This window comes from Gaiella sp. (genome assembly GCF_057140465.1).
Genome location: NZ_DBNHWK010000011.1, coordinates 29,719 through 47,713, shown reverse-complemented (window position 1 = coordinate 47,713; position 17,995 = coordinate 29,719). Strand labels below are relative to the sequence as shown.

Here is a 17,995-nt window from a genome sequence, read left to right as displayed (position 1 = left end):
AGAAGATCTCCTTCACGAGGCGCCTCCGATCGCGTCGACGCCGACGGGCCCGCCGCCGAGCGGCTGCGCACGGTCGACGACGACCTCCCACAGGTAGTCGCCGAACTCCTGTGGGAAGGCGAGCAGCACGCCGCCTCCGGGCCGGGGGAGCAGGTGCACCGTGTTCACGTGCGCCACCTCGCCGCTGGACGGGACCTCGTGCAGGTGCGTGAGCCGACGCACGAGGGTCTCCGTGGACGGGCCGACGAGCGCGAGGACGCCGAGCGCGGCGGTGACGTCGAGCACGGGGCCGCCCTCGGCGAGGCGCTCCCGCACGGCGCCCGTCTGCGGCCCCTCGCACAGCACGAGCGTGCGCCGGGGCGAGATCCGGTGGACGGCCACGAGGTCGGCACCCTCGACGGGTGTCGCCGCCTCGAGCTTGCCGAGGTGCGAGAGGTCGGCGATCCCGACCGTCCCGAGGTGGTCCGACTCCCCGGGGATCGCGACCGGCACGAGCCAGCCGTCACGCTCGACGAACGTCGCGCCGAGGTCTCGCTGACGCCGATCCATCGACGAGCGGGCGAGCGGCCGGAACGAGCCGTTCGCCACCGCGGCCGACGGGGACAGGAAGTCGAGGACGGTCACCCACGCCCTCCCGTGCCGGCGGCCGCGCCGGCCCCCGGCCTCGCCACCGCCGTGTGTCGCCGCCTGCCGCTCATGCCTTGAGCCGCTCTCCCGCCGGGTCGAAGAACGGCCCGAGGTGCACCCGCATCGGCTCGAGCTCGCCGTCGATCGCGACGTGGAAGGTGCCGCCCTCGACGGCGAGGTCGTGCCGGAGGATCGCGAGGCCGATCACCTTGTCGAGCTCCTTCGAGTAGCGGACGCTCGTCACGCGGCCGGCCGAGGCGCCGCCGACGACGACCTGGCCGCCCTCGAGCGGCATCGCCCGCCTGGGGCTCTCGAATCCGACGAGCATCCAGCGGAGCCCGCGCTCTGCGGCCTGCTCGGTCGCCCACTTGCCGACGAAGTCGGGCTTGTCGGCCTTGAAGATCCACGGCATCCCCGCCTCGAGCACGTTCGACTCGGAGTCGGTGTCCTGGCTGACGATCACGTGCCCCTTCTCGAGCCGCAGGATCCGCTGCGGCTCGAGGCCGAAGGGGGCGACGCCGAGGTCGGCTCCCTGCTCGAGGAGCGCGTCCCACACGTGCTCGGCGTGCGAGCTGGGCAGGTGCAGCTCGTAGCCGAGCTCGCCGACGAACCCGATGCGGAGCCCGAGCGTGGGCACGCCCGCGACCGTGACGTGCCGGGCGTCGAGGTAGGCGAAGCCCTCGTTCGAGAAGTCGTCCGGCGACACGCGCCGCATCAGCTCGCGCGCCCTCGGCCCCGCGACGTTGACCGCGGCGACCCCGCCCGTGACGTTCTGGAACGAGACGTCCATGTGCCAGACCGCGTTCCACCACGTGAACCACTGGTAGACGGCATCCGCCCCGGTCGACGTCGTCGTCACGTAGAACGTCTCGTCGTCGAGCCGCGCCACGGTGCCGTCGTCCATGATCCGGCCTGCGTCCGAGGTGAGGACGCCGTACCGGATGCGACCGATCTTGAGGTCGCTGAACCGGTTCGGGTAGACGCGATCGAGGAAGGCTCCGGCCTCCGGGCCCGTGACGAGGAGCTTGCCGAGCGTGGAGACGTCGATCAGGCCGACGGCGTGGTGGACGTTCTGTGCCTCCGCGTCCACGTCGTCGCCGTAGGAGTGCGGCCGCCGCCACGCGCCGGTCCACATCATCCGCCCCCCGAGGTCCTTGTGCCGGTGGTGGAGCGACGTGCGCTTCGCGGGCTCGTGCGGTCGCCCGGCGATCAGCCCGAGCGTGACGGGCGTCGACGGCGGCCGCGCCGTCGTCGTGCCGATCGTGTTCTCGTCGAGCTGCCGCGCCTTGGCGTACACGCGGATCGAGTTGACGTGGCACAGCCGGCCCTGACACGGGCCCATCGTCACCGTCGTGTAGCGCTTCGAGAGCTCGATCGAGTCGAATCCCTCCCTGATCGCGTACTTCAGGTCCTTCGTCGTCTGGTCCTCGCAGAAGCAGACGAAGCACTTGTCGTGACGGTCACCGAGCTCGGGGGGTGGGACGGCCGGGTCGCCGACGTCGCCGGCGACGGCACCGGCCGCGTGCAGGTGCGAGGGCAGGTCGGTCGGGACGAAGACACCGCGCGCGTCGTCGTACTCGACGCGTGCACCGGCCTGGGCGAGGAGCTTGTAGTTGGGCTGCGGGCTCCCGCCCATGACCACGAGGTCGCAGTCGATCCGCTTCCCGTCGACCACGACGCGCCGCACCCGGCCTCGGGAGCCGATCGCCTCGACCTCGCGCGGCGTCCGCTCGCGGAAGTCGACGAGCTCGGCGACGTCGACACCGGCCGCCCGCAGGTCCTCCGCCGCCCGCACGCCGCGGTCGTCGACGGTGAGCACGACCGCGCGCTCCCCGGGACGGATCGAGAAGGCGTTCACGAGGCGCCGCACGCCGTCCGGGAGGAAGGTCCCGATCAGGTCGTTGCCCGGGAAGACGAGCGGCTGCTCCATCAGGCCGCTCGCGACGACGACGTCGTGGGCGCGGATCTTGAGGAGCATGTTCCCCGAGGCGACCGGGACGAACCCGTGCTCGAAGACCCCGATCGCGATCGCCGGCGCGACGATCTCGACGCCGGCCTCCCGGGCGCGCGCGGCGAGCTCCCGCGCCGCCGCGACCCCGTCGCGCTCGGCGAGGAGGGCGCCGCCCGCCTCGGGCCCCTCGTCGACGACGATCACGCTCCGGCCCCGGCTCGCGGCGTCGATCGCCGCCTCGAGGCCGGAACGACCGCCGCCGACGACGCACACGTCGACGTGCCGATACTCGGCGTCGTACCGCTCCGTACGCGCCCCGGCGGGATCGAGGGCGCCGAGCCCGGCCGCCTGCCGGAGCACCTTCTCGTACAGGGGCCACAGCCGCCGCGGGCGGATGAAGGTCTTGTAGTAGAAGCCCGGCGGTGTGAAGGGCCCGCCGAGCTTGTCGGTGACCGCCATCAGGTCGTGGTCGAGCGAGCCGATCACGTTCTGCTGGTCGACCGTCACCCCGTCCGTCAGCGGCGTCGTGCAGACGCGGACGTTCGGGATCCCGTCGACCGTCATCTGGCAGTTCGCGCAGTGCCCGGAGCAGCACACGAGGCCCCGCGGCCGGTGGTACTTGAAGCTCCGCGAGAAGATGCGCTGGCCGCTCGCGTAGAGCGCCGAGCCGATCGTGTCGCCGGCGAAGCCCTCGAGGCTCTTCCCGCGGAACGTGAAGGGGACCGTCCGCGAGCGGTCGATCCGCTCGTGCGACTGGGGCGACAGGCGCGTCATGCGGCCCCCGCCGGTCGCTCCGGGTGCCAGGTCCGGTGCACCGTGTTCGTCACCGTGTCGCGCTCGGCGAGGAACCAGTCCTCGCAGGCACGGCAGAACCACCACTCGCGCTGCACGCCGGCCGTGTTGTCGCGGAAGTAGATGTACTCGTTGAGCTCGCGGACGGACGGCGACGATGCCGGCCGGCGTGTCACCTCCCCCGCGCAGCGCAACTCCGCGACCTCTCTCGGGCCGCACGTGGGGCACGTGACGAGAATCGACATTATTGCCAGTAACGAAATGGCGTGCTACTAGTGGCGATACACTAGCGCGATGCCCCGCACCGGTCAACCATCCGCACGCGACGTCGAGGCCACGGTCCGCGCCGTCTCGCTCCTCGATGCGCTCGCCGACGGCGGCGAGCTCGGGACGACGGAGCTGGCGCGCCTGACCGGGATCAGCGCGAGCACGGTCTCGCGCCAGCTGGGGACGTTGAGCCGACTCGGGCTCGTCGAGCACGTGCGCCCCACGGGTCGCTACCGCCTCGGGGTGCGCGTGCTCTCGCTCGCGAACGCGGTGCTCGCGCGCCTCGACGTCCGCGACCTCGCGCGGCCGCACCTCGAGCGGCTCGTCGACGACGTCGGGGAGACGGCCACGCTCTCCGTCCCGGGCGACCGCGACGCGATCACGGTCGACTTCGTGCCCACGGACCGCTACGTCCAGGGCGTGACCCGCCTCGGCCGGCCGAGCGTCGGCCACGCCTCGTCGGCTGGGAAGGTGCTGCTCGCGTTCGGCGAGGTACCCCTTCCCCGGGGGCGACTGCGGGCCTTCACACCGCGGACGATCGTCGACGCCGCCTCGCTGGCGGCGGAGATCGAGCACGTGCGCGCTGCCGGCTACGCCGAGGCGATCGAGGAGCGCGAGGAAGGGCTGAACGCGATCGCGGCCCCCGTGTTCGGTGCGGACGACCGGTTGACCGCGGTCGTCGCGCTCCAGGGGCCGTCGAACCGGTTCGACCGGGTGGCGATCGACGCCGCGCGACCGCTCCTGCTCGCGTGCGCCGGGCGCATCTCGCGCGCGCTCGGGTGGCCGGGCGGGGCCGCGACGGCCGCCTGAGCCGGAGGCGCCGTCCGGAGCCGACCGCCGGCGCACGTGCGGCCGGACGGATCGAGGCAGGGAGCGTCCTCGCGACGCGCACGGCTGCCGACGGGCGCCGCCCCTCCTCCGTGGGGCCCGGGTCAGAGGACGGCCCGGATCGCCTGCTCGAACCCGCGGACGTGGCGCAGCATCGCGTCGGCGGCCGCATCCGCGTCACCGTCGCGGATCGCCTCGAGCAGGTCGCGGTGCTCCTGCACCGCCCGGTCGAGGCGCGACACACGGTCGATCGCGAGCAGCCAGATCCGCAGCGTGAGCACGAAGTACGCGTCGAGCGTCTCCTCGAGGAACGCGTTGTGCGCGCAGCGCCAGACGTGCCGGTGGAGGCGCTGGTCGAGCTCGAAGAGCGCCCGCTCGTCGAGGCTCCCGCCCCCGGCGAGCTCGTCGAGGAGCTCCACCGTCCGTGCCTCGTCCTCCGCGGTGCGCCGCTCGGCTGCGAGCCGCGCGGCGAGGCTCTCGAGGGCGGCCCGCACCTCGGAGAGCGCGGCCAGGTCGCCGGCCTCCACCCTCGACACGAACACGCCCCGGCGCGGGTGGATCTCGACGAGGCCCTCTCGCGCGAGCAGGCGCACGGCCTCGCGCACCGGCGTGCGTCCGATCCCGAGCCGCGCCATCAGCGCGCGCTCGTCGACGATCGAGCCCGGCTGCAGCTCGAGCGAGACGATGAGCTCGCGGATGCGGTAGTACGCCTGGACGGACAGCGACCGGGCCTCACCGGCCGCAGGCTGCAGGAGTGGGAGCGACGGCGTCACGCGACTCGATATATATTACGAGTCCCGTAACTGATATATCAAGACTACTGGAGAGCCCATGAGCACGCTTCCCGCACGGGCCCGTGCCGTCGTCATCGGGTGCGGCATCGTCGGCAACGCGGTCGCCTACCACCTCGCCGACCAGGGCTGGTCGGACATCGTGCTCCTCGACAAGGGCCCCCTGCCGAACCCCGGCGGCTCCACCGGCCACGCCTCGAACTTCATCTTCCTCGTCGACCACTCGAAGGAGATGACCCAGCTCACGGTCGAGAGCACGCGCCAGTACCAGGAGCTCGGCGTGTTCACGGAGTGCGGCGGCATCGAGGTCGCGCGCACCGAGGAGCGGATGGAGGAGCTGCGGCGGCGCATGGCCTCGGCCAAGTCGTGGGGCGTGGAGCCGGTGTCCCTCGTGACGCCGGCCGAGATCAAGGAGCTCGTCCCCTACATCGACGAGTCGATCCTGCTCGGGGGCTTCTACACCCCCGGGGTGGGGGTCGTCGACTCGCTGCGCGCCGGCACGATCATGCGCGAGCGGGCGGTCGAGGCCGGCGCCGTCGAGGTCTCCCCGAACACCGAGGTCGGCGGCATGGACGTCGAGCGCGGACGGATCCGGCGGGTGCACACCTCCCGCGGCACGATCGAGGCGGAGGTCGTGGTCATCGCGTGCGGCGTCTGGAGCCCGCTGCTCGCGCGCATGGCCGGCGCCCGCATCCCCCTCGTGCCGATGGTGCACCAGATGATCGACATCGGCCCCGTCCCGCGGTTCGAGGGGAGCGCGAGCGCGATCGAGTACCCGATCGTGCGCGACATGGACGTGTTCATGTACGAGCGTCAGGACGGGACGAGCCTGGAGATCGGGTCGTACGCGCATCGCTCGATCCAGCACGAGCCCGAGGAGATCCCGTCGATCGAGGAGGCGGCGCTGTCGCCGACGGAGTTCCCGTTCACACAGGCCGACTTCGACCCCCAGCTCGCCGACGCGCTCGAGCTGATGCCCGAGATCGTCGGCGACGAGTCGGTCGGCGTGAAGTACGCGATCAACGGGCTGATCTCGCTCACCCCCGACGGGATGCCGATCCTCGGCGAGACGCCGGAGGTGGCGGGCTTGTGGTCGGCCGCGGCCGTCTGGGTCAAGGAGGGGCCCGCGGTCGGCAAGTCGCTCGCGGAGTGGATGGTGCACGGGGAGTCGCACATCGACCTCCACTCGTCGGACGCGAGCCGCTTCCACGATCACCAGAAGACGCGCGCGCACGTGCGGGCGCGCACCTTCGAGGCCTTCCCCAAGACGTACGGGATCGTCCACCCGGCAGAGCAGTGGTCGTCGGATCGCGGCCTCCGCATCTCGCCGCTGCACGACCGCACCGAGGCCCTCGGCGCGGTCTTCCACGAGGCTGCGGGGTGGGAGCGCCCCCAGTGGTACGAGGCGAACGCGCCGCTCGTCGAGCGCTACGGCATCGCGCCCAGGGAGGCGGAGTGGGACGCACGCTGGTGGTCGCCGATCGTCAACGCCGAGCACCTCGCGATGCGGGAGCACGCGGGCGTCTTCGACCTCTCCGCGTTCGCGATCTTCGACGTCCAGGGCTCCAGCGCGCTCGACACGCTCCAGCGCGCGGTGCTCGCCCAGATGGACGTCCCGGTCGGCCGCGTCGTCTACACGCCCGTGCTCGGGCCCGGCGGCGGCTTCCGGTCCGACCTCACGATCATGCGGCTCGCCGACGACGCGTTCCGGATCGTCACGGGCGGGGCACACGGCATGGCGGACCGCAAGCTCTTCGCCGACCTCCTCCCCGGGGACGGCTCCGCGAGCCTCGTCGACGTGACCACCGCGTGGACGACGATCGGCCTCTGGGGCCCACGCGCCCGCGACGTCCTCTCGTCCGTCACCTCGGACGACGTCTCCCACGAGGGCTTCCCGTTCGCGACCTGCAGGACGATCGAGGTCGGCTCGCAGCTCGTGCTCGCGTCGCGGATCTCGTACGTCGGCGACCTCGGCTGGGAGCTGTACGTCCCGATCGAGCAGGGAGCCCGCCTGTGGGACGTGCTGTGGGAGGCGGGCGCGCCCCACGGTCTCACGGCCTGCGGGATCGGGGTCTACGGCACGACCGGGCGCCTCGAGAAGTGCTACCGCGCGTACGGTGCGGAGCTCGAGTCCGAGTTCACGGTCGTCGAGGCCGGGATGACGCGACCGACCGTCAAGGAGCAGGACTTCGTCGGCAAGGAGGCGCACCTGCGCCAGCGCGACGAGGAGCCGGCGGCCCTCCTCTGCACGCTGACCGTGGACGACCACGGGTCCGCGAGCGGCGTCGCGCGCTACCCGCTCGGCCGCGAGCCGGTCACGCTGCGCGACGGGACGCCGCTCACCGACCGCAAGGGACGGCGGTCGTACGTGACGAGCGCGGGTGCGGGCCCCTCGCTCGACCGGTACCTCCTGCTCGCCTACCTCCCGCCCGAGCACGCCGTGGAGGGCTCGACGGAGCTCGCGGTCGAGTACATGAACGAGCGCTTCCCGGTCACGGTGGCGGTCGCCGGGTCACGGCCCCTGTTCGATCCCGACAACGCGAGGATCCGCTCCTGATGCGCGTGCTCGCCTGCGTGAAGCGGGTGCCGATGACGGGCGGCCGGATCGTCCTCACGGAGGACGCGCAGGCGATCGACACGCGCCACCTCGGGTTCGCGGTGAGCCCGCACGAGGAGTGCGGCGTCGAGGAGGCGGTACGGCTCGTCGAGGAGGCGGGCGGCGAGTCCGTGGTGCTCACGCTCGGGCCGAGCGAGGCGGAGGAGCAACTGCGCGATGCGATGGCGATCGGGATCGACCGCGCGATCCACCTCGTCGGCGACGGTGACGAGTGGGATCCGCAGGCGACGGCGGGGGCGGTCGTGGACGCGATCCGCGCCGACGAGGCCGAGCACGGGCCGTTCGACCTCGTCGTCTTCGGCAACGAGTCCGCCGACAGCGGCGGCTACCAGGTCGGGGTCCGCGTGGCGCACGCGCTCGGCCGACCGGTCGCGACGGGCCTCAAGCGGATCGACATCGACGACGGAGCCGCGCGCTGCGAGCAGGAGGTGACCGGCGGTCGCGACGTGTACGTCCTGCCGCTGCCCGCGGTCGTGACCGTGAAGGAGGGGCTGAACTTCCCGCGGTACCCGTCCGTGCCGGGCCGACTGCGCGCGCAGAAGAAGCCCGTCTCGACCGCGGCTCCCGCGCGCCCTGCGTCGAGGCTCCAGAAGCTGGCCCTGCGGGTGCCCGAGGGCGGGGGCACGACGGCCGAGGTCCTCGGCCACGGGCCGGGCGCGGCGCCGGCGGTGACGCAGCTGCTCGCCGACCTCGGGGTCCTCGAGTGACCACGCCGCCCACTGCACGCGCTGACACGGGCGGCAGAGCGACGCGCGCCGGGGGCGTTCCGTGACCGCGCTCGTGCTCGTCGAGCACGAGGCGGGCACACCCGCCGAGAGCTCGCTGCAGGCGGTGGCGCTCGCCCGCGGGCTCGGGCCGGGCCCCGGCCTCGACGCGCTCGTGATCGGCGCCGACGGCGGAGGCGCGGCCGCGCTGCTCGGGGCGCACGGCGTGACGACGGTGCACGTCGCCGAGCACGACGGGCTCGGCGCGTTCGCCCCGGATGCCTGGGCCCGCGTCGTCGTCGACCTCGCCGAGCGCATCGGGGCGAGCAGCGTCGTCGCCGCCGCCACCGAACGCGGCAACGACGTGATCGCACGCGCAGCCGCCCGCGTCGACGAGCCGTTCGCCGCCAACGTCGTCGCCGTCGCCGGCGGCGGCCCGTGGACGCTCACGCGCGTCCGCTGGGGCGGCAGCCTCCTCGAGGAGGCGCGGCTCGACGCCGGCCGCGCGCTCCTGACGGTCCAGCCGCACGCCGTGGCCGTGGCGGACGCCGGCGGCCCGGCGGCGGCCGTGGAGCCCTTCACGCCGCCGCTCGACGCCGCCGACCTCGCCGTCCACGTCACGGAGCGCGTCGGCACGCCGGCCGGCGGCGTCTCGCTGGCCGATGCGAAGGTCGTCGTGTCCGCCGGCCGCGGCGCAGGGTCGGCAGAGGGCTTCGCGGGGGTCGAGGAGCTGGCGGCGCTGCTCGGCGGCGCGGTCGGGTGCTCACGCGCGGTGACGATCGCCGGCTGGCGGCCGCACACCGACCAGGTCGGACAGACCGGGACGAAGATCGCCCCCGACCTGTACGTCGCCTGCGGGATCTCCGGGGCGACGCAGCACATGGCGGGCTGCAGGGGCGCGAAGGCGATCCTCGCGATCAACACGGATCCCGAGGCGCCGATCCTCTCGGGCGCCGACTACGCGGTGATCGGCGACCTGCACGAGGTCGTGCCGGCGATCTGCGCGGAGATCAGGAAGGCGCGTCCGACGTGACCGACGGGGCGCCGGCCGCTCACCGGCGATGAGCACCGTCGCCTCGGCACTGGCGCTCGCGGCGGTGCTCGCCGTCGCCGGCCTGGTCTTCGGACGGCGCGTCCTGGCGCTCGTCCGGCTCGTGCGGGCCGGGAAGCCCGTGGCCCGCACCGCCGACGTCCCGGCACGCCTCCGGAGCGAGCTCACGGTCGTCCTCGGCCAGCGCAAGCTCCTCCAGCGCCTCGTCCCGGGGCTCGCGCACGCCGTCGTGTTCTGGGGGTTCCTCGTCCTCTTCCCCACGATCGTCATCGCGCTCGTCGCGATCGTCGACCGCGAGCCGCCGGCCGCCGCCGGCTCGCCGATCGGCTGGCTCGAGCGCCAGGGGTGGTACGCGCTCGCGGTGGACGTCTTCGTCCTGCTCGTCCTCGCGGGGGTGGCGGTGGCGACGTGGATCCGCAAGGTGCGAAGGCCCGAGCGCTTCCGGGGGAGCCACCTCCGCGAAGCCGACCTCATCCTCGCGCTGATCGCGGTGATCGTGACGACGCTGCTCCTCTGGCACGGGACGCTGATCGCGCTCGAGCTCGCACCCTGGCCGTCCGGCTGGTCACCCGTGTCCGACGCGGTCGGGTCGCTGTTCGCCGACGACACCACGACCGAAGCGCTGGAGCGCGTCTTCGTGTGGGCGCACGTGCTCCTCATCCTCGGGTTCCTCGCCTACCTCCCCCACTCCAAGCACCTCCACATCGGCACCGCCGCGGTCAACGTCTTCTTCGGCCGGACGCGGGCCCGAGGCCGCCTCGAGCCGCTCGACTTCGACGTGGACGACGAGGCGGAGCTGCGGTTCGGCGCGGGCACGGTCGCCGACCTGACCTGGAAGCAGATGCTCGACGCGATGTCGTGCACCGAGTGCGGCCGCTGCCAGGACGCCTGCCCGGCCTCGGCGACCGGGAAGGAGCTGTCACCGAAGCTCCTGATCATGGGGATCCGCGACCAGCTGTTCCGCGAGGGCCCGGCGCTCCGTGCCGGCGGCGACCTCGCACCGCTCGTGCCGAGCGCGGTCAGCGACGACGTCGTGTGGGACTGCGTCACGTGCGGGGCATGTGTGCGCGAGTGCCCCGTCGGGATCGAGCACGTCGACCACATCGTCGACCTCCGGCGCCAGCTCGTGATGGTCGATGCGCGCTTCCCGGCGGACGGGGCGACGATGCTCCGCGACGTCGAGCGCGGCGGGAACCCGTGGGGGAAGCCGCAGACCGAGCGTGCGGCATGGGCGGAGACGGTCGGCGTCCGCGTGCTGCAGCCGGGCGACCCGGCCCCGGAGGTGCTGTACTGGGTGGGATGCGCGGCGGCGTTCGACGAGCGCGCGCGCGCGTCGGCGGTCGCGACCGCGCGGCTCCTGCTCGCGGCCGGCGTCGACGTCGCGATCCTCGGGCCGCGCGAGTCCTGCACCGGGGACCCGGCGCGACGCATGGGCAACGAGTACGTCTTCCAGTCGCTGGCCCGCGCGAACGTCGACACCCTCGACGAGGCGGGCGTGACGACGGTCGTCGCCAGCTGCCCCCACTGCTTCAACACGCTCGCGAACGAGTACCCGGACTTCGGCGGTCACTACCGGGTGCTCCACCACACGGAGCTGCTCGCCGAGCTCGTGCGCGACGGACGCCTCGCCCCCGCCGCCGGGGAGGGCACGATCACGTACCACGACTCGTGCTACCTCGCGCGCCACAACGACGTGCTCCGAGCGCCACGGGAGCTCGTGTCGCGGATCGGGAAGCCGCTCGAGATGGCCCGCTCCGGGCGACGCACCTTCTGCTGCGGTGCCGGGGGCGCACACCTCTGGATGGAGGAGCGCGGCTCGCAGATCAACGAGGAGCGGGTGCGGGAGGCGGCCGCCACGGGGGCCGACACGCTCGCCGTCGCGTGCCCGTTCTGCACCGTGATGCTCGACGACGGCGTTCGGCAGACCGGCGGCGACCTGCGCGTGGCGGACGTGGCGACCCTGCTCGCCGAGGCGCTGCCCGACTGAGGCCGACCCGCCGCCGCCGTGGACGAGCTCCATGGTCGGCCGGCCGGGATCGCGGCGGACGCTGCACTATCGTCCACGCATGCGCGTGGTCGTCGTCGGCGGCGGAGTGGTGGGCCTGGCGTGCGCCTTCGCGCTCGTCGAGGACGGGCAGGACGTCGTCGTGCTCGAGCAGGGTGCGATCGGCGGCGGCGCGTCGTCCGGCAACGCCGGGTGGGTGACCCCGAGCCTCGCGACCCCGCTGGCGGCGCCCGGGATCCTCCGTCAGGGCCTCCGCCACGCCCTCGACCCGACGGGGGCGCTCGTCATCCGACCCCGGCTCGATGCCGCCTGGTTGGGCTGGCTCGTGCGCTTCGCGCGGGCGAGCCGCCGCAGGCGCTTCGCCCACGGCGTCGAGGCGCTCCATCGCCTGTCGCGCACGACGATCGCGGAGCTCGACCGCATGGCGGCGGCCGGCGTCGAGTTCGAGGAGCACCGCGCCGGGCTGCTCGCGGTCGCGCGATCGCCCGCGGCGCTCGCCTGGTTCGAGAGCGTGTTCACCGAGCTGCGCCGGGTCGGCTTCGAGGGGCGGCTCGACGCGATGTCCGCAGACGAGGCGCGCGAGGCCGAGCCCGTGCTCTCGCCCGCGGTCGCCGGCGCCCTCTACGCGTCGGTCGATCGTCACGTCGCCCCGGTCTCCCTGCTCGAGGGGCTCGGGACACACCTCGCCCGCCGCGGTGTCGAGCTCCACACCGACTCCCGGGCGACACGGCTCGCGCGCATGCCGGACGGCTGGCACGTGGAGACGGCCGGCGGGGGCGAGGAGCGCGCCGACGCCGTGGTCGTGGCGGCGGCGCTCGGCTCCGTCGAGCTCGTGCAGCCCTTCGGCCTGCGACTCCCGCTCGTCGCCGCGAAGGGCTACTCCGTCACCGTCCCCCATGCCGATCCGACGCCGACCCGCCCGCTCTACCTCTGCGAGGCGAAGCTCGGCCTCACGCCGCTCCGGGCGGGGCTGCGGATCGCCGGCTTCTTCGAGCTCGGAGCGAGGGACGCCGCGCCCAGCGCAGAGCGCTGCCGCCAGCTCGTCGCCGAGACGCGCGCGTACCTGACGACGGTCGAGGGCCCGCTCGAGCCGGACGAGGTCGGCTGGGCGGGGATGCGGCCGGCGACGCCGGACAGCCTGCCGCTCCTCGGGAGGGTGCCCGCAGCGCCCGGTCTCGTGCTCGCAACGGGCCACGGGATGCTCGGCGTGACGCTCGCCCCTGCCACCGGAGCCGCCGTCGCCTCTCTGCTCCGCGGCGAGGACGACGCGTGGCTCGCCCCCTTCGCGCCCGCGCGGTTCGCGTGACGTTCGTCAACCGCATGCAGCGCTACGAGGCCCTCTCCGAGGAGGCCCTCGACGTCATCGACGGCGGCTGGCGCCGGCTGGCGCGGGACGTCGGGGTCGAGTTCCTGCACCCGAGGGCGCTCGCGCTGTTCGCGGCCGCGGGTCAGCTGGTCGAGGGCGAGCGGGTGCGCTTCGACCCGGACTTCCTCGTTGAGCAGGCCGCGAAGGCCCCTCGAGCTTCACGCTGCACGCGCGAAACCCCGAGCGGAGCGTCGTGCTCGGCGGCGAGCACATGGTGTTCGTCCCGGTCCAGGGGCCGCCGAACGTGATCCACGGCGGTGTCCGGCGTCCGTCGACGCTCGCCGACTTCGACGAGCTCTGCCGCTTCGCCCAGGCCGTCGACGAGCTCGACTCCGCGGGCGGGCTCCCCGTCGAGACGAACGACGTCCCCGTCGAGGTGCGGCACCTCGAGCACGTCCGCTCCCTCGTCCGCCTCACCGACAAGCTGTTCCAGGGCTCACAGATCTCGGGCGCCGCGGCTCGGGACTCCCTCGAGCTGGGGACGCTCGTCTTCGGCGAGGAGGCGATGGCGACCCGGGCGTGCATGTACACGAACGTCAACGTCAACTCGCCGCTGCGCTGGGACGAGCGCATGCTCGACCCCCTCCTCGTCTACGCGGAGGCCGGGCAGGCGATCGTCGTCGTGCCCTTCCTGCTGATGGGGGCGATGGCGCCCGTGAGCATTCCGGCCGCCCTCGTGCAGCAGACGGTCGAGGCGCTCGCCGGGATCGCGCTCGCCCAGCTCGTGCGCCCCGGCTGCCCCGTGGTGATCGGCGGGTTCCTCTCGAACGTGGACATGCAGTCGGGTGCCCCCGCGTTCGGCGGACCGGAGTCGGCTCTCGGCCTCCTCTGCTCCGGGCAGATCGCGCGCAGCCTCGGGCTCCCCTGGCGGGCGGGCGGAGGGGCGCTCACCTCGAGCCCCGCGCCCGACGCGCAGGCGGCGTACGAGGGGCTGACGACGATGACCGCGGCGTTCCTCGCCGGCGCCAACCTCGTGATGCACACGGCGGGCTGGCTCGAGGCGGGGCTGGCGACGAGCGTCGAGAAGGCCGTGATCGACCTCGAGCTCGTGCGCGTGCTGCGCGAGGAGTTCACACCGCTCGAGGTGGACGAGGCGAGCCTCGCGCTCGACGCCCACGTCGAGGTCGGGCCGGGCGGTCACTTCTTCGGCGCCGCCCACACGATGGCGCGCTTCCGCGACTGCTTCTACCGGCCGCTCCTGTCCACGACCGCGAGCGCGGAGCGCTGGCTCGAGGAGGGTGCGCGTGACGCCGCCGCACGCGCCTCCGACGTGTGGGAGGAGATCCTCGCCGGCTACGAGCAGCCGCCACTCGACGGCGACGTCGCCGACGCCGTCGAGGCGTTCGTCACCCGCCGCGCCGCGGAGCTCGGGCACACGGCGTTCCCCTGGCGCGTCGACCCGCCGGAGCGCGCCCGGCCGACCCGGCCGGTGCGACGCGCACGGGAAGGGCGTCGGCGGCGATGACCGTCCGCCCCGTCCGGTCAGGCGCCGAGGCCGAGCTCACGCCCGGTGGCGGCGGCCGCGGCGCGGACGACGTCCGCGATCCGTGCCTCCTCGCCGTCCGGCGGGAAGCGGTACGCAGGGCCGTGCACGTGGATCGCCGCCAGCGCCTTCCCGCGCCCGTCACGCACCGCGGCGGCGACCGAGTTGATCCCCTCCGCGAACTCCTCGCGCCCCCAGGCAACGCCGTCCTCCCGCACCGCGGCCAGTCGCCGTCGGAGCGCGGCCGCGGTGGTGACCGTCCGCGGCGTGAACGCGCGCAGCTCGCGCGACGCGTACGCATCGATCGCAGCGCGGGGCCACTCGGCGAGCAGCACCAGGCCGGACGGGACGACGTGCATCGGCGCGCGCGTCCCCGTCCAGTCGCGCACCTGCACCGGGTTGTCCGACTCGACGTGGTCGACGTAGTGCACGTCGTACCCGTCGGGGAGCGCGAGCCCCGCGTCCTCGGAGAGCTCCTGAACGACCTGGGCGAGGTGCGGACGGGCCAGCGTCACGAGGCTCCGCTCCGGCGAGGCGGCGCCGGCGAGGGCGGCGATGCCGGGCCCCACGCGCCACCGGGGCCCGTCGAGGCGCTCGACCGCATCGAGCTCCTCCAGGGTCGCGAGGAGCCGCGCGACGGTGCTCTTCGGGAGGCGGACACGCTCGGCGATCGCCGTCACCCCGGCCGGTCGGGCCGAGACGGCGTCGAGGATCGCGAACGCCCTGTCGACCGATTGCACCATCGTCTGGCAGCCCTCTACAATGTTCCATGGTACAGGACAGTTCCACGATACGGAACACGGTGGCCCGGCGATGAGTGACGACGACCTCGACCTCCGCTCCCTCGGCGACGACGAGCTGGTCACGCAGATGCACGACGACCTGTACGACGGGCTCGCCGCCGAGATCGTGGAGGGCACCTCGATCCTGCTCGAGCGCGGCTGGGCTGCCGACAAGGTGCTGAACGACGCGCTCGTCGAGGGCATGCGCATCGTCGGGATCGACTTCCGCGACGGCATCCTCTTCGTCCCCGAGGTGCTGCTCGCCGCCAACGCGATGAAGGGCGGAATGGAGGTGCTGCGCCCGCTCCTCGCCGAGACCGGTGCCGACCGCATGGGCACGGTCGTGATCGGGACCGTCAAGGGCGACATCCACGACATCGGCAAGAACCTCGTCGCGATGATGCTCGAGGGTGCCGGGTTCGAGGTCGTCGACCTGGGGATCAACAACCCGGTCGAGAGCTACCTCGAGGCGCTCGAGGAGCACAAGCCGGACATCCTCGGCATGTCCGCGCTGCTCACGACGACGATGCCCTACATGAAGGTCGTGATCGACGAGATGGTCGAGCAGGGCGTCCGGGACGACACGATCGTGCTCGTGGGCGGCGCCCCCCTGAACGAGGAGTTCGGCAAGGCGGTGGGGGCGGACGCGTACTGCCGCGACGCGGCGACCGCCGCGGAGACGGCCCAGGCCCTGGTGCTCGCACGCCGTGCAGCAGCTGCTTCATCCTGACGAGGAGCGGACCTTCGAGGCCGCCCGGCCGGAGGTGCTCGTCCTCGCCTGCGGCGCTGTCGCCCGCGAGGTGCTCGCGGTGATCGCGATGAACGGCTGGGAGCACGTCACCGTGCGCTGCCTGCCGGCCAGGCTGCACTCGACCCCGCAGCACATCCCGGCGGCCGTCGACGCGAAGCTGACCGCGCTCCACGGCCGCTACGCCCGCGTCTTCGTCGCCTACGCCGACTGCGGCACGGGCGGGGCGCTCGACCCCGTGCTCGAGCGCCACGGCGTCGAGCGGCTCCCCGGGGCCCACTGCTACGGCTTCCTCGCCGGCAACGACGTCTGGGACGCGATCCACGAGGACGACCCGGCCACCTTCTACCTCACGGACTTCCTCGCCCGGCACTTCGACGCGCTCGTCTGGCGCGGCCTCGGCCTCGACCGGCATCCACAGCTCCTCCCCGACCTGTTCGGGAACTACCGGCGGCTCGTCTACCTGGCGCAGACCGACGACAGCGACCTCCTCGCCCGGGCGCGCGCGGCCGCGGACCGCCTCGGGCTCCGGTTCGAGCATGTCCGGACGGGCTACGGGGAGCTCGTCCCCTCGCTCACGCGCTTCGCGGAGGCCGCGCCCGGTGCCTGAGCTGACCGTGATCCGGTGGCGCGACATCCCCGCGCAGGTGACCGCGGGCGCGGGTCGCGGCGCCGCGCGCCGACAGCTCCCCGATCGCTTTCAGGAGGCGATCGACGCGGCCGCGATGCGCGCCGGGCTCTTCGGGACCGACGACTACCTCACCGCGTGGCGCCGTGACACGCGGGCCTGCGGCGCCGACCTCGAGGCGGAGGTCGCCGCCGCCGCGGACGGGCTCGACGCCGAGTACCCGGCGGAGCGGCTCGAGCGCCTCGTGCGCGCCGGCGGCCGGGAGAGCACGTGAGCACGAGCTTCCTCCGCAGCGGGGGGATCCGCAGACGCGGATCCCCGACCGCGACAACCGCCCTCCCCCCGCAGATCGGGAATCCGCCAAGCAGACCCCCGACCGCGACAACCGCTGAAGCGGCCGCTCCGCGGCCGGTCGCACCGAGACCCCGATGAGCGAGACGCGCCTCTCCTCCGCCACCACCGAGGTCGTGATCGGCTTCGACCGCCCGTTCGTGATCATCGGCGAGCGGATCAACCCCACGGGACGGAAGACGCTCGCCGAGGAGATGGCGGCGGGGAACTTCGAGACGGTCGTCGCCGACGCGGTCGCGCAGGTGGAGGCCGGCGCGCACATGCTCGACGTGAACGCCGGCATCCCGTTGGCCGACGAGCCCGCGATCCTCGCGCAGACGGTGCAGGTCGTGCAGTCGGTCACCGACGTGCCGCTCTGCATCGACTCGTCGATCGTCGAGGCGCTCGAGGCCGGGCTCTCCGTGTACCGCGGGAAGGCGCTCGTCAACTCGGTCACCGGCGAGGAGGAGCAGATGGAGCGCGTGCTCCCGCTCGTCGCGCGGCACGGCGCCGCCGTGGTCGCGATCTCGAACGACGAGACCGGCATCTCCGAGGACCCCGACGTCCGCTTCGACGTCGCGCGGACGATCGTGGCGCGCGCCGCCGACCACGGCATCCCGAAGGAGGACGTCGTCGTCGACCCCCTGGTGATGCCGATCGGGGCGATGGGCACCGCGGGGAGGCAGGTCTTCCGCCTCGTCCGCCGCCTCCGCGAGGAGCTCGGAGTGAACACGACGTGCGGCGCCTCGAACGTCAGCTTCGGGCTGCCGAACCGTCCCGGGCTCAACGCCGCGTTCCTGCCGATGGCGATCGCCTCCGGCCTCACGTCCGCGATCACCAGCCCCCTCCACGCGGAGACGCGCACGGCCGTGTGGGCGGCAGACGTGATGATGGGCAACGATCCGCACTGCGCCACGTGGATCGCACGGCACGGCGACGCGCCGGGCGTCGGGCCCGCGGGGAGGCGGCGCGGCCGTGAGGGCAGGCGGAGGAGCCCGGAGGCGTGAGCGAGGAGCCGCTCGTCG

General features: G+C 73.5%; 15 protein-coding genes and 1 pseudogene. 11 read left to right on the top strand and 5 right to left on the bottom strand.

Annotated elements, in window-relative coordinates:
- Window positions 1-12: 12 nt before the first annotated feature.
- The 3 genes from AC162C_RS01165 to AC162C_RS01155 all read right to left on the bottom strand — a co-directional run bounded on the left by AC162C_RS01165 (window position 13) and on the right by AC162C_RS01155 (window position 3,615).
- Window positions 13-624 carry a hypothetical protein gene (locus tag AC162C_RS01165; RefSeq protein ID WP_484095948.1) on the bottom strand — a complete coding sequence of 204 codons (612 nt, stop codon included), beginning with the start codon at window positions 622-624 and terminating at the stop codon, window positions 13-15.
- 70 nt (window positions 625-694) lie between these two features.
- Complete coding sequence (locus tag AC162C_RS01160) at window positions 695-3,352, bottom strand: 2Fe-2S iron-sulfur cluster-binding protein (RefSeq protein ID WP_484095947.1); 2,658 nt, start codon at window positions 3,350-3,352, stop codon at window positions 695-697.
- Window positions 3,349-3,615, bottom strand: coding sequence for a sarcosine oxidase subunit delta (locus tag AC162C_RS01155; protein WP_462972888.1), 267 nt, complete (start codon window positions 3,613-3,615; stop codon window positions 3,349-3,351). Before AC162C_RS01155 ends, AC162C_RS01160 begins: the two co-directional genes overlap by 4 nt.
- Window positions 3,616-3,664: 49 nt before the next feature.
- On the opposite strand from AC162C_RS01155, the gene AC162C_RS01150 reads away from it, so the two are divergent.
- On the top strand, window positions 3,665-4,447 hold the full coding sequence (locus tag AC162C_RS01150; RefSeq protein ID WP_484095946.1) for an IclR family transcriptional regulator: 783 nt from the start codon (window positions 3,665-3,667) through the stop codon (window positions 4,445-4,447).
- A 122-nt stretch (window positions 4,448-4,569) separates the two neighbouring features.
- Here AC162C_RS01150 and AC162C_RS01145 read toward each other — a convergent pair whose 3' ends face one another.
- Window positions 4,570-5,238, bottom strand: coding sequence for a GntR family transcriptional regulator (locus AC162C_RS01145; protein WP_484095945.1), 669 nt, complete (start codon window positions 5,236-5,238; stop codon window positions 4,570-4,572).
- A 58-nt stretch (window positions 5,239-5,296) separates the two neighbouring features.
- On the opposite strand from AC162C_RS01145, the gene AC162C_RS01140 reads away from it, so the two are divergent.
- The 6 genes and pseudogenes from AC162C_RS01140 (at window position 5,297) to AC162C_RS01115 (ending at window position 14,464) form a co-directional block, all read left to right on the top strand.
- Window positions 5,297-7,813, top strand: a complete 2,517-nt coding sequence (locus AC162C_RS01140) for a GcvT family protein (protein WP_484095944.1) — start codon at window positions 5,297-5,299, stop codon at window positions 7,811-7,813.
- A complete protein-coding gene (locus AC162C_RS01135; RefSeq protein WP_484095943.1) occupies window positions 7,813-8,580 on the top strand; it encodes an electron transfer flavoprotein subunit beta/FixA family protein in 768 nt (255 codons plus the stop codon). Before AC162C_RS01140 ends, AC162C_RS01135 begins: the two co-directional genes overlap by 1 nt.
- Window positions 8,581-8,641: 61 nt before the next feature.
- Complete coding sequence (locus tag AC162C_RS01130) at window positions 8,642-9,610, top strand: electron transfer flavoprotein subunit alpha/FixB family protein (RefSeq protein ID WP_484095942.1); 969 nt, start codon at window positions 8,642-8,644, stop codon at window positions 9,608-9,610.
- 28 nt (window positions 9,611-9,638) lie between these two features.
- Window positions 9,639-11,615 carry a (Fe-S)-binding protein gene (locus tag AC162C_RS01125; protein WP_484095941.1) on the top strand — a complete coding sequence of 659 codons (1,977 nt, stop codon included), beginning with the start codon at window positions 9,639-9,641 and terminating at the stop codon, window positions 11,613-11,615.
- Window positions 11,616-11,694: 79 nt separating this feature from the next.
- The gene (locus tag AC162C_RS01120) at window positions 11,695-12,939 is read left to right on the top strand and encodes an NAD(P)/FAD-dependent oxidoreductase (RefSeq protein ID WP_484095940.1); all 1,245 of its coding nucleotides are present in this window, start codon (window positions 11,695-11,697) and stop codon (window positions 12,937-12,939) included.
- A gap of 14 nt (window positions 12,940-12,953) precedes the next feature.
- Window positions 12,954-14,464 (top strand): annotated as a pseudogene (locus AC162C_RS01115) (trimethylamine methyltransferase family protein).
- 17 nt (window positions 14,465-14,481) lie between these two features.
- On the opposite strand, the gene AC162C_RS01110 reads toward AC162C_RS01115, so the two are convergent.
- A complete protein-coding gene (locus AC162C_RS01110; RefSeq protein ID WP_484095939.1) occupies window positions 14,482-15,225 on the bottom strand; it encodes an IclR family transcriptional regulator in 744 nt (247 codons plus the stop codon).
- A 70-nt stretch (window positions 15,226-15,295) separates the two neighbouring features.
- Between AC162C_RS01110 and AC162C_RS01105 the strand changes: the two genes are divergently transcribed.
- The 4 genes from AC162C_RS01105 to AC162C_RS01090 all read left to right on the top strand — a co-directional run bounded on the left by AC162C_RS01105 (window position 15,296) and on the right by AC162C_RS01090 (window position 17,977).
- Complete coding sequence (locus tag AC162C_RS01105; protein WP_484095938.1) at window positions 15,296-15,994, top strand: corrinoid protein; 699 nt, start codon at window positions 15,296-15,298, stop codon at window positions 15,992-15,994.
- Entirely contained in the window at window positions 15,972-16,622 is a 651-nt protein-coding gene (locus AC162C_RS01100) for a DUF1638 domain-containing protein (RefSeq protein ID WP_484095937.1), read from the top strand. The genes AC162C_RS01105 and AC162C_RS01100 overlap by 23 nt, the downstream gene beginning before the upstream one ends.
- Window positions 16,615-16,914 (top strand): virulence factor, encoded by a 300-nt coding sequence (locus AC162C_RS01095; RefSeq protein ID WP_484095936.1) that lies wholly within the window; start codon window positions 16,615-16,617, stop codon window positions 16,912-16,914. Before AC162C_RS01100 ends, AC162C_RS01095 begins: the two co-directional genes overlap by 8 nt.
- 154 nt (window positions 16,915-17,068) lie before the next feature.
- A complete protein-coding gene (locus AC162C_RS01090; RefSeq protein WP_484095935.1) occupies window positions 17,069-17,977 on the top strand; it encodes a methyltetrahydrofolate cobalamin methyltransferase in 909 nt (302 codons plus the stop codon).
- The last annotated feature ends 18 nt before the right edge of the window (window positions 17,978-17,995 follow it).

Excerpts from the sequence above, each read along its gene's own strand:
- AC162C_RS01160 (WP_484095947.1), bottom strand. The coding sequence starts at position 3,352 with ATGACGCGCCTGTCGCCCCAGTCGCACGAGCGGATCGACCGCTCGCGG.
- AC162C_RS01155 (WP_462972888.1), bottom strand. The coding sequence starts at position 3,615 with ATGTCGATTCTCGTCACGTGCCCCACGTGCGGCCCGAGAGAGGTCGCG.
- AC162C_RS01150 (WP_484095946.1), top strand. The coding sequence starts at position 3,665 with ATGCCCCGCACCGGTCAACCATCCGCACGCGACGTCGAGGCCACGGTC.
- AC162C_RS01140 (WP_484095944.1), top strand. The coding sequence starts at position 5,297 with ATGAGCACGCTTCCCGCACGGGCCCGTGCCGTCGTCATCGGGTGCGGC.
- AC162C_RS01135 (WP_484095943.1), top strand. The coding sequence starts at position 7,813 with ATGCGCGTGCTCGCCTGCGTGAAGCGGGTGCCGATGACGGGCGGCCGG.
- AC162C_RS01125 (WP_484095941.1), top strand. The coding sequence starts at position 9,639 with ATGAGCACCGTCGCCTCGGCACTGGCGCTCGCGGCGGTGCTCGCCGTC.
- AC162C_RS01120 (WP_484095940.1), top strand. The coding sequence starts at position 11,695 with ATGCGCGTGGTCGTCGTCGGCGGCGGAGTGGTGGGCCTGGCGTGCGCC.
- AC162C_RS01110 (WP_484095939.1), bottom strand. The coding sequence starts at position 15,225 with ATGGTGCAATCGGTCGACAGGGCGTTCGCGATCCTCGACGCCGTCTCG.
- AC162C_RS01105 (WP_484095938.1), top strand. The coding sequence starts at position 15,296 with ATGAGTGACGACGACCTCGACCTCCGCTCCCTCGGCGACGACGAGCTG.
- AC162C_RS01090 (WP_484095935.1), top strand. The coding sequence starts at position 17,069 with ATGAGCGAGACGCGCCTCTCCTCCGCCACCACCGAGGTCGTGATCGGC.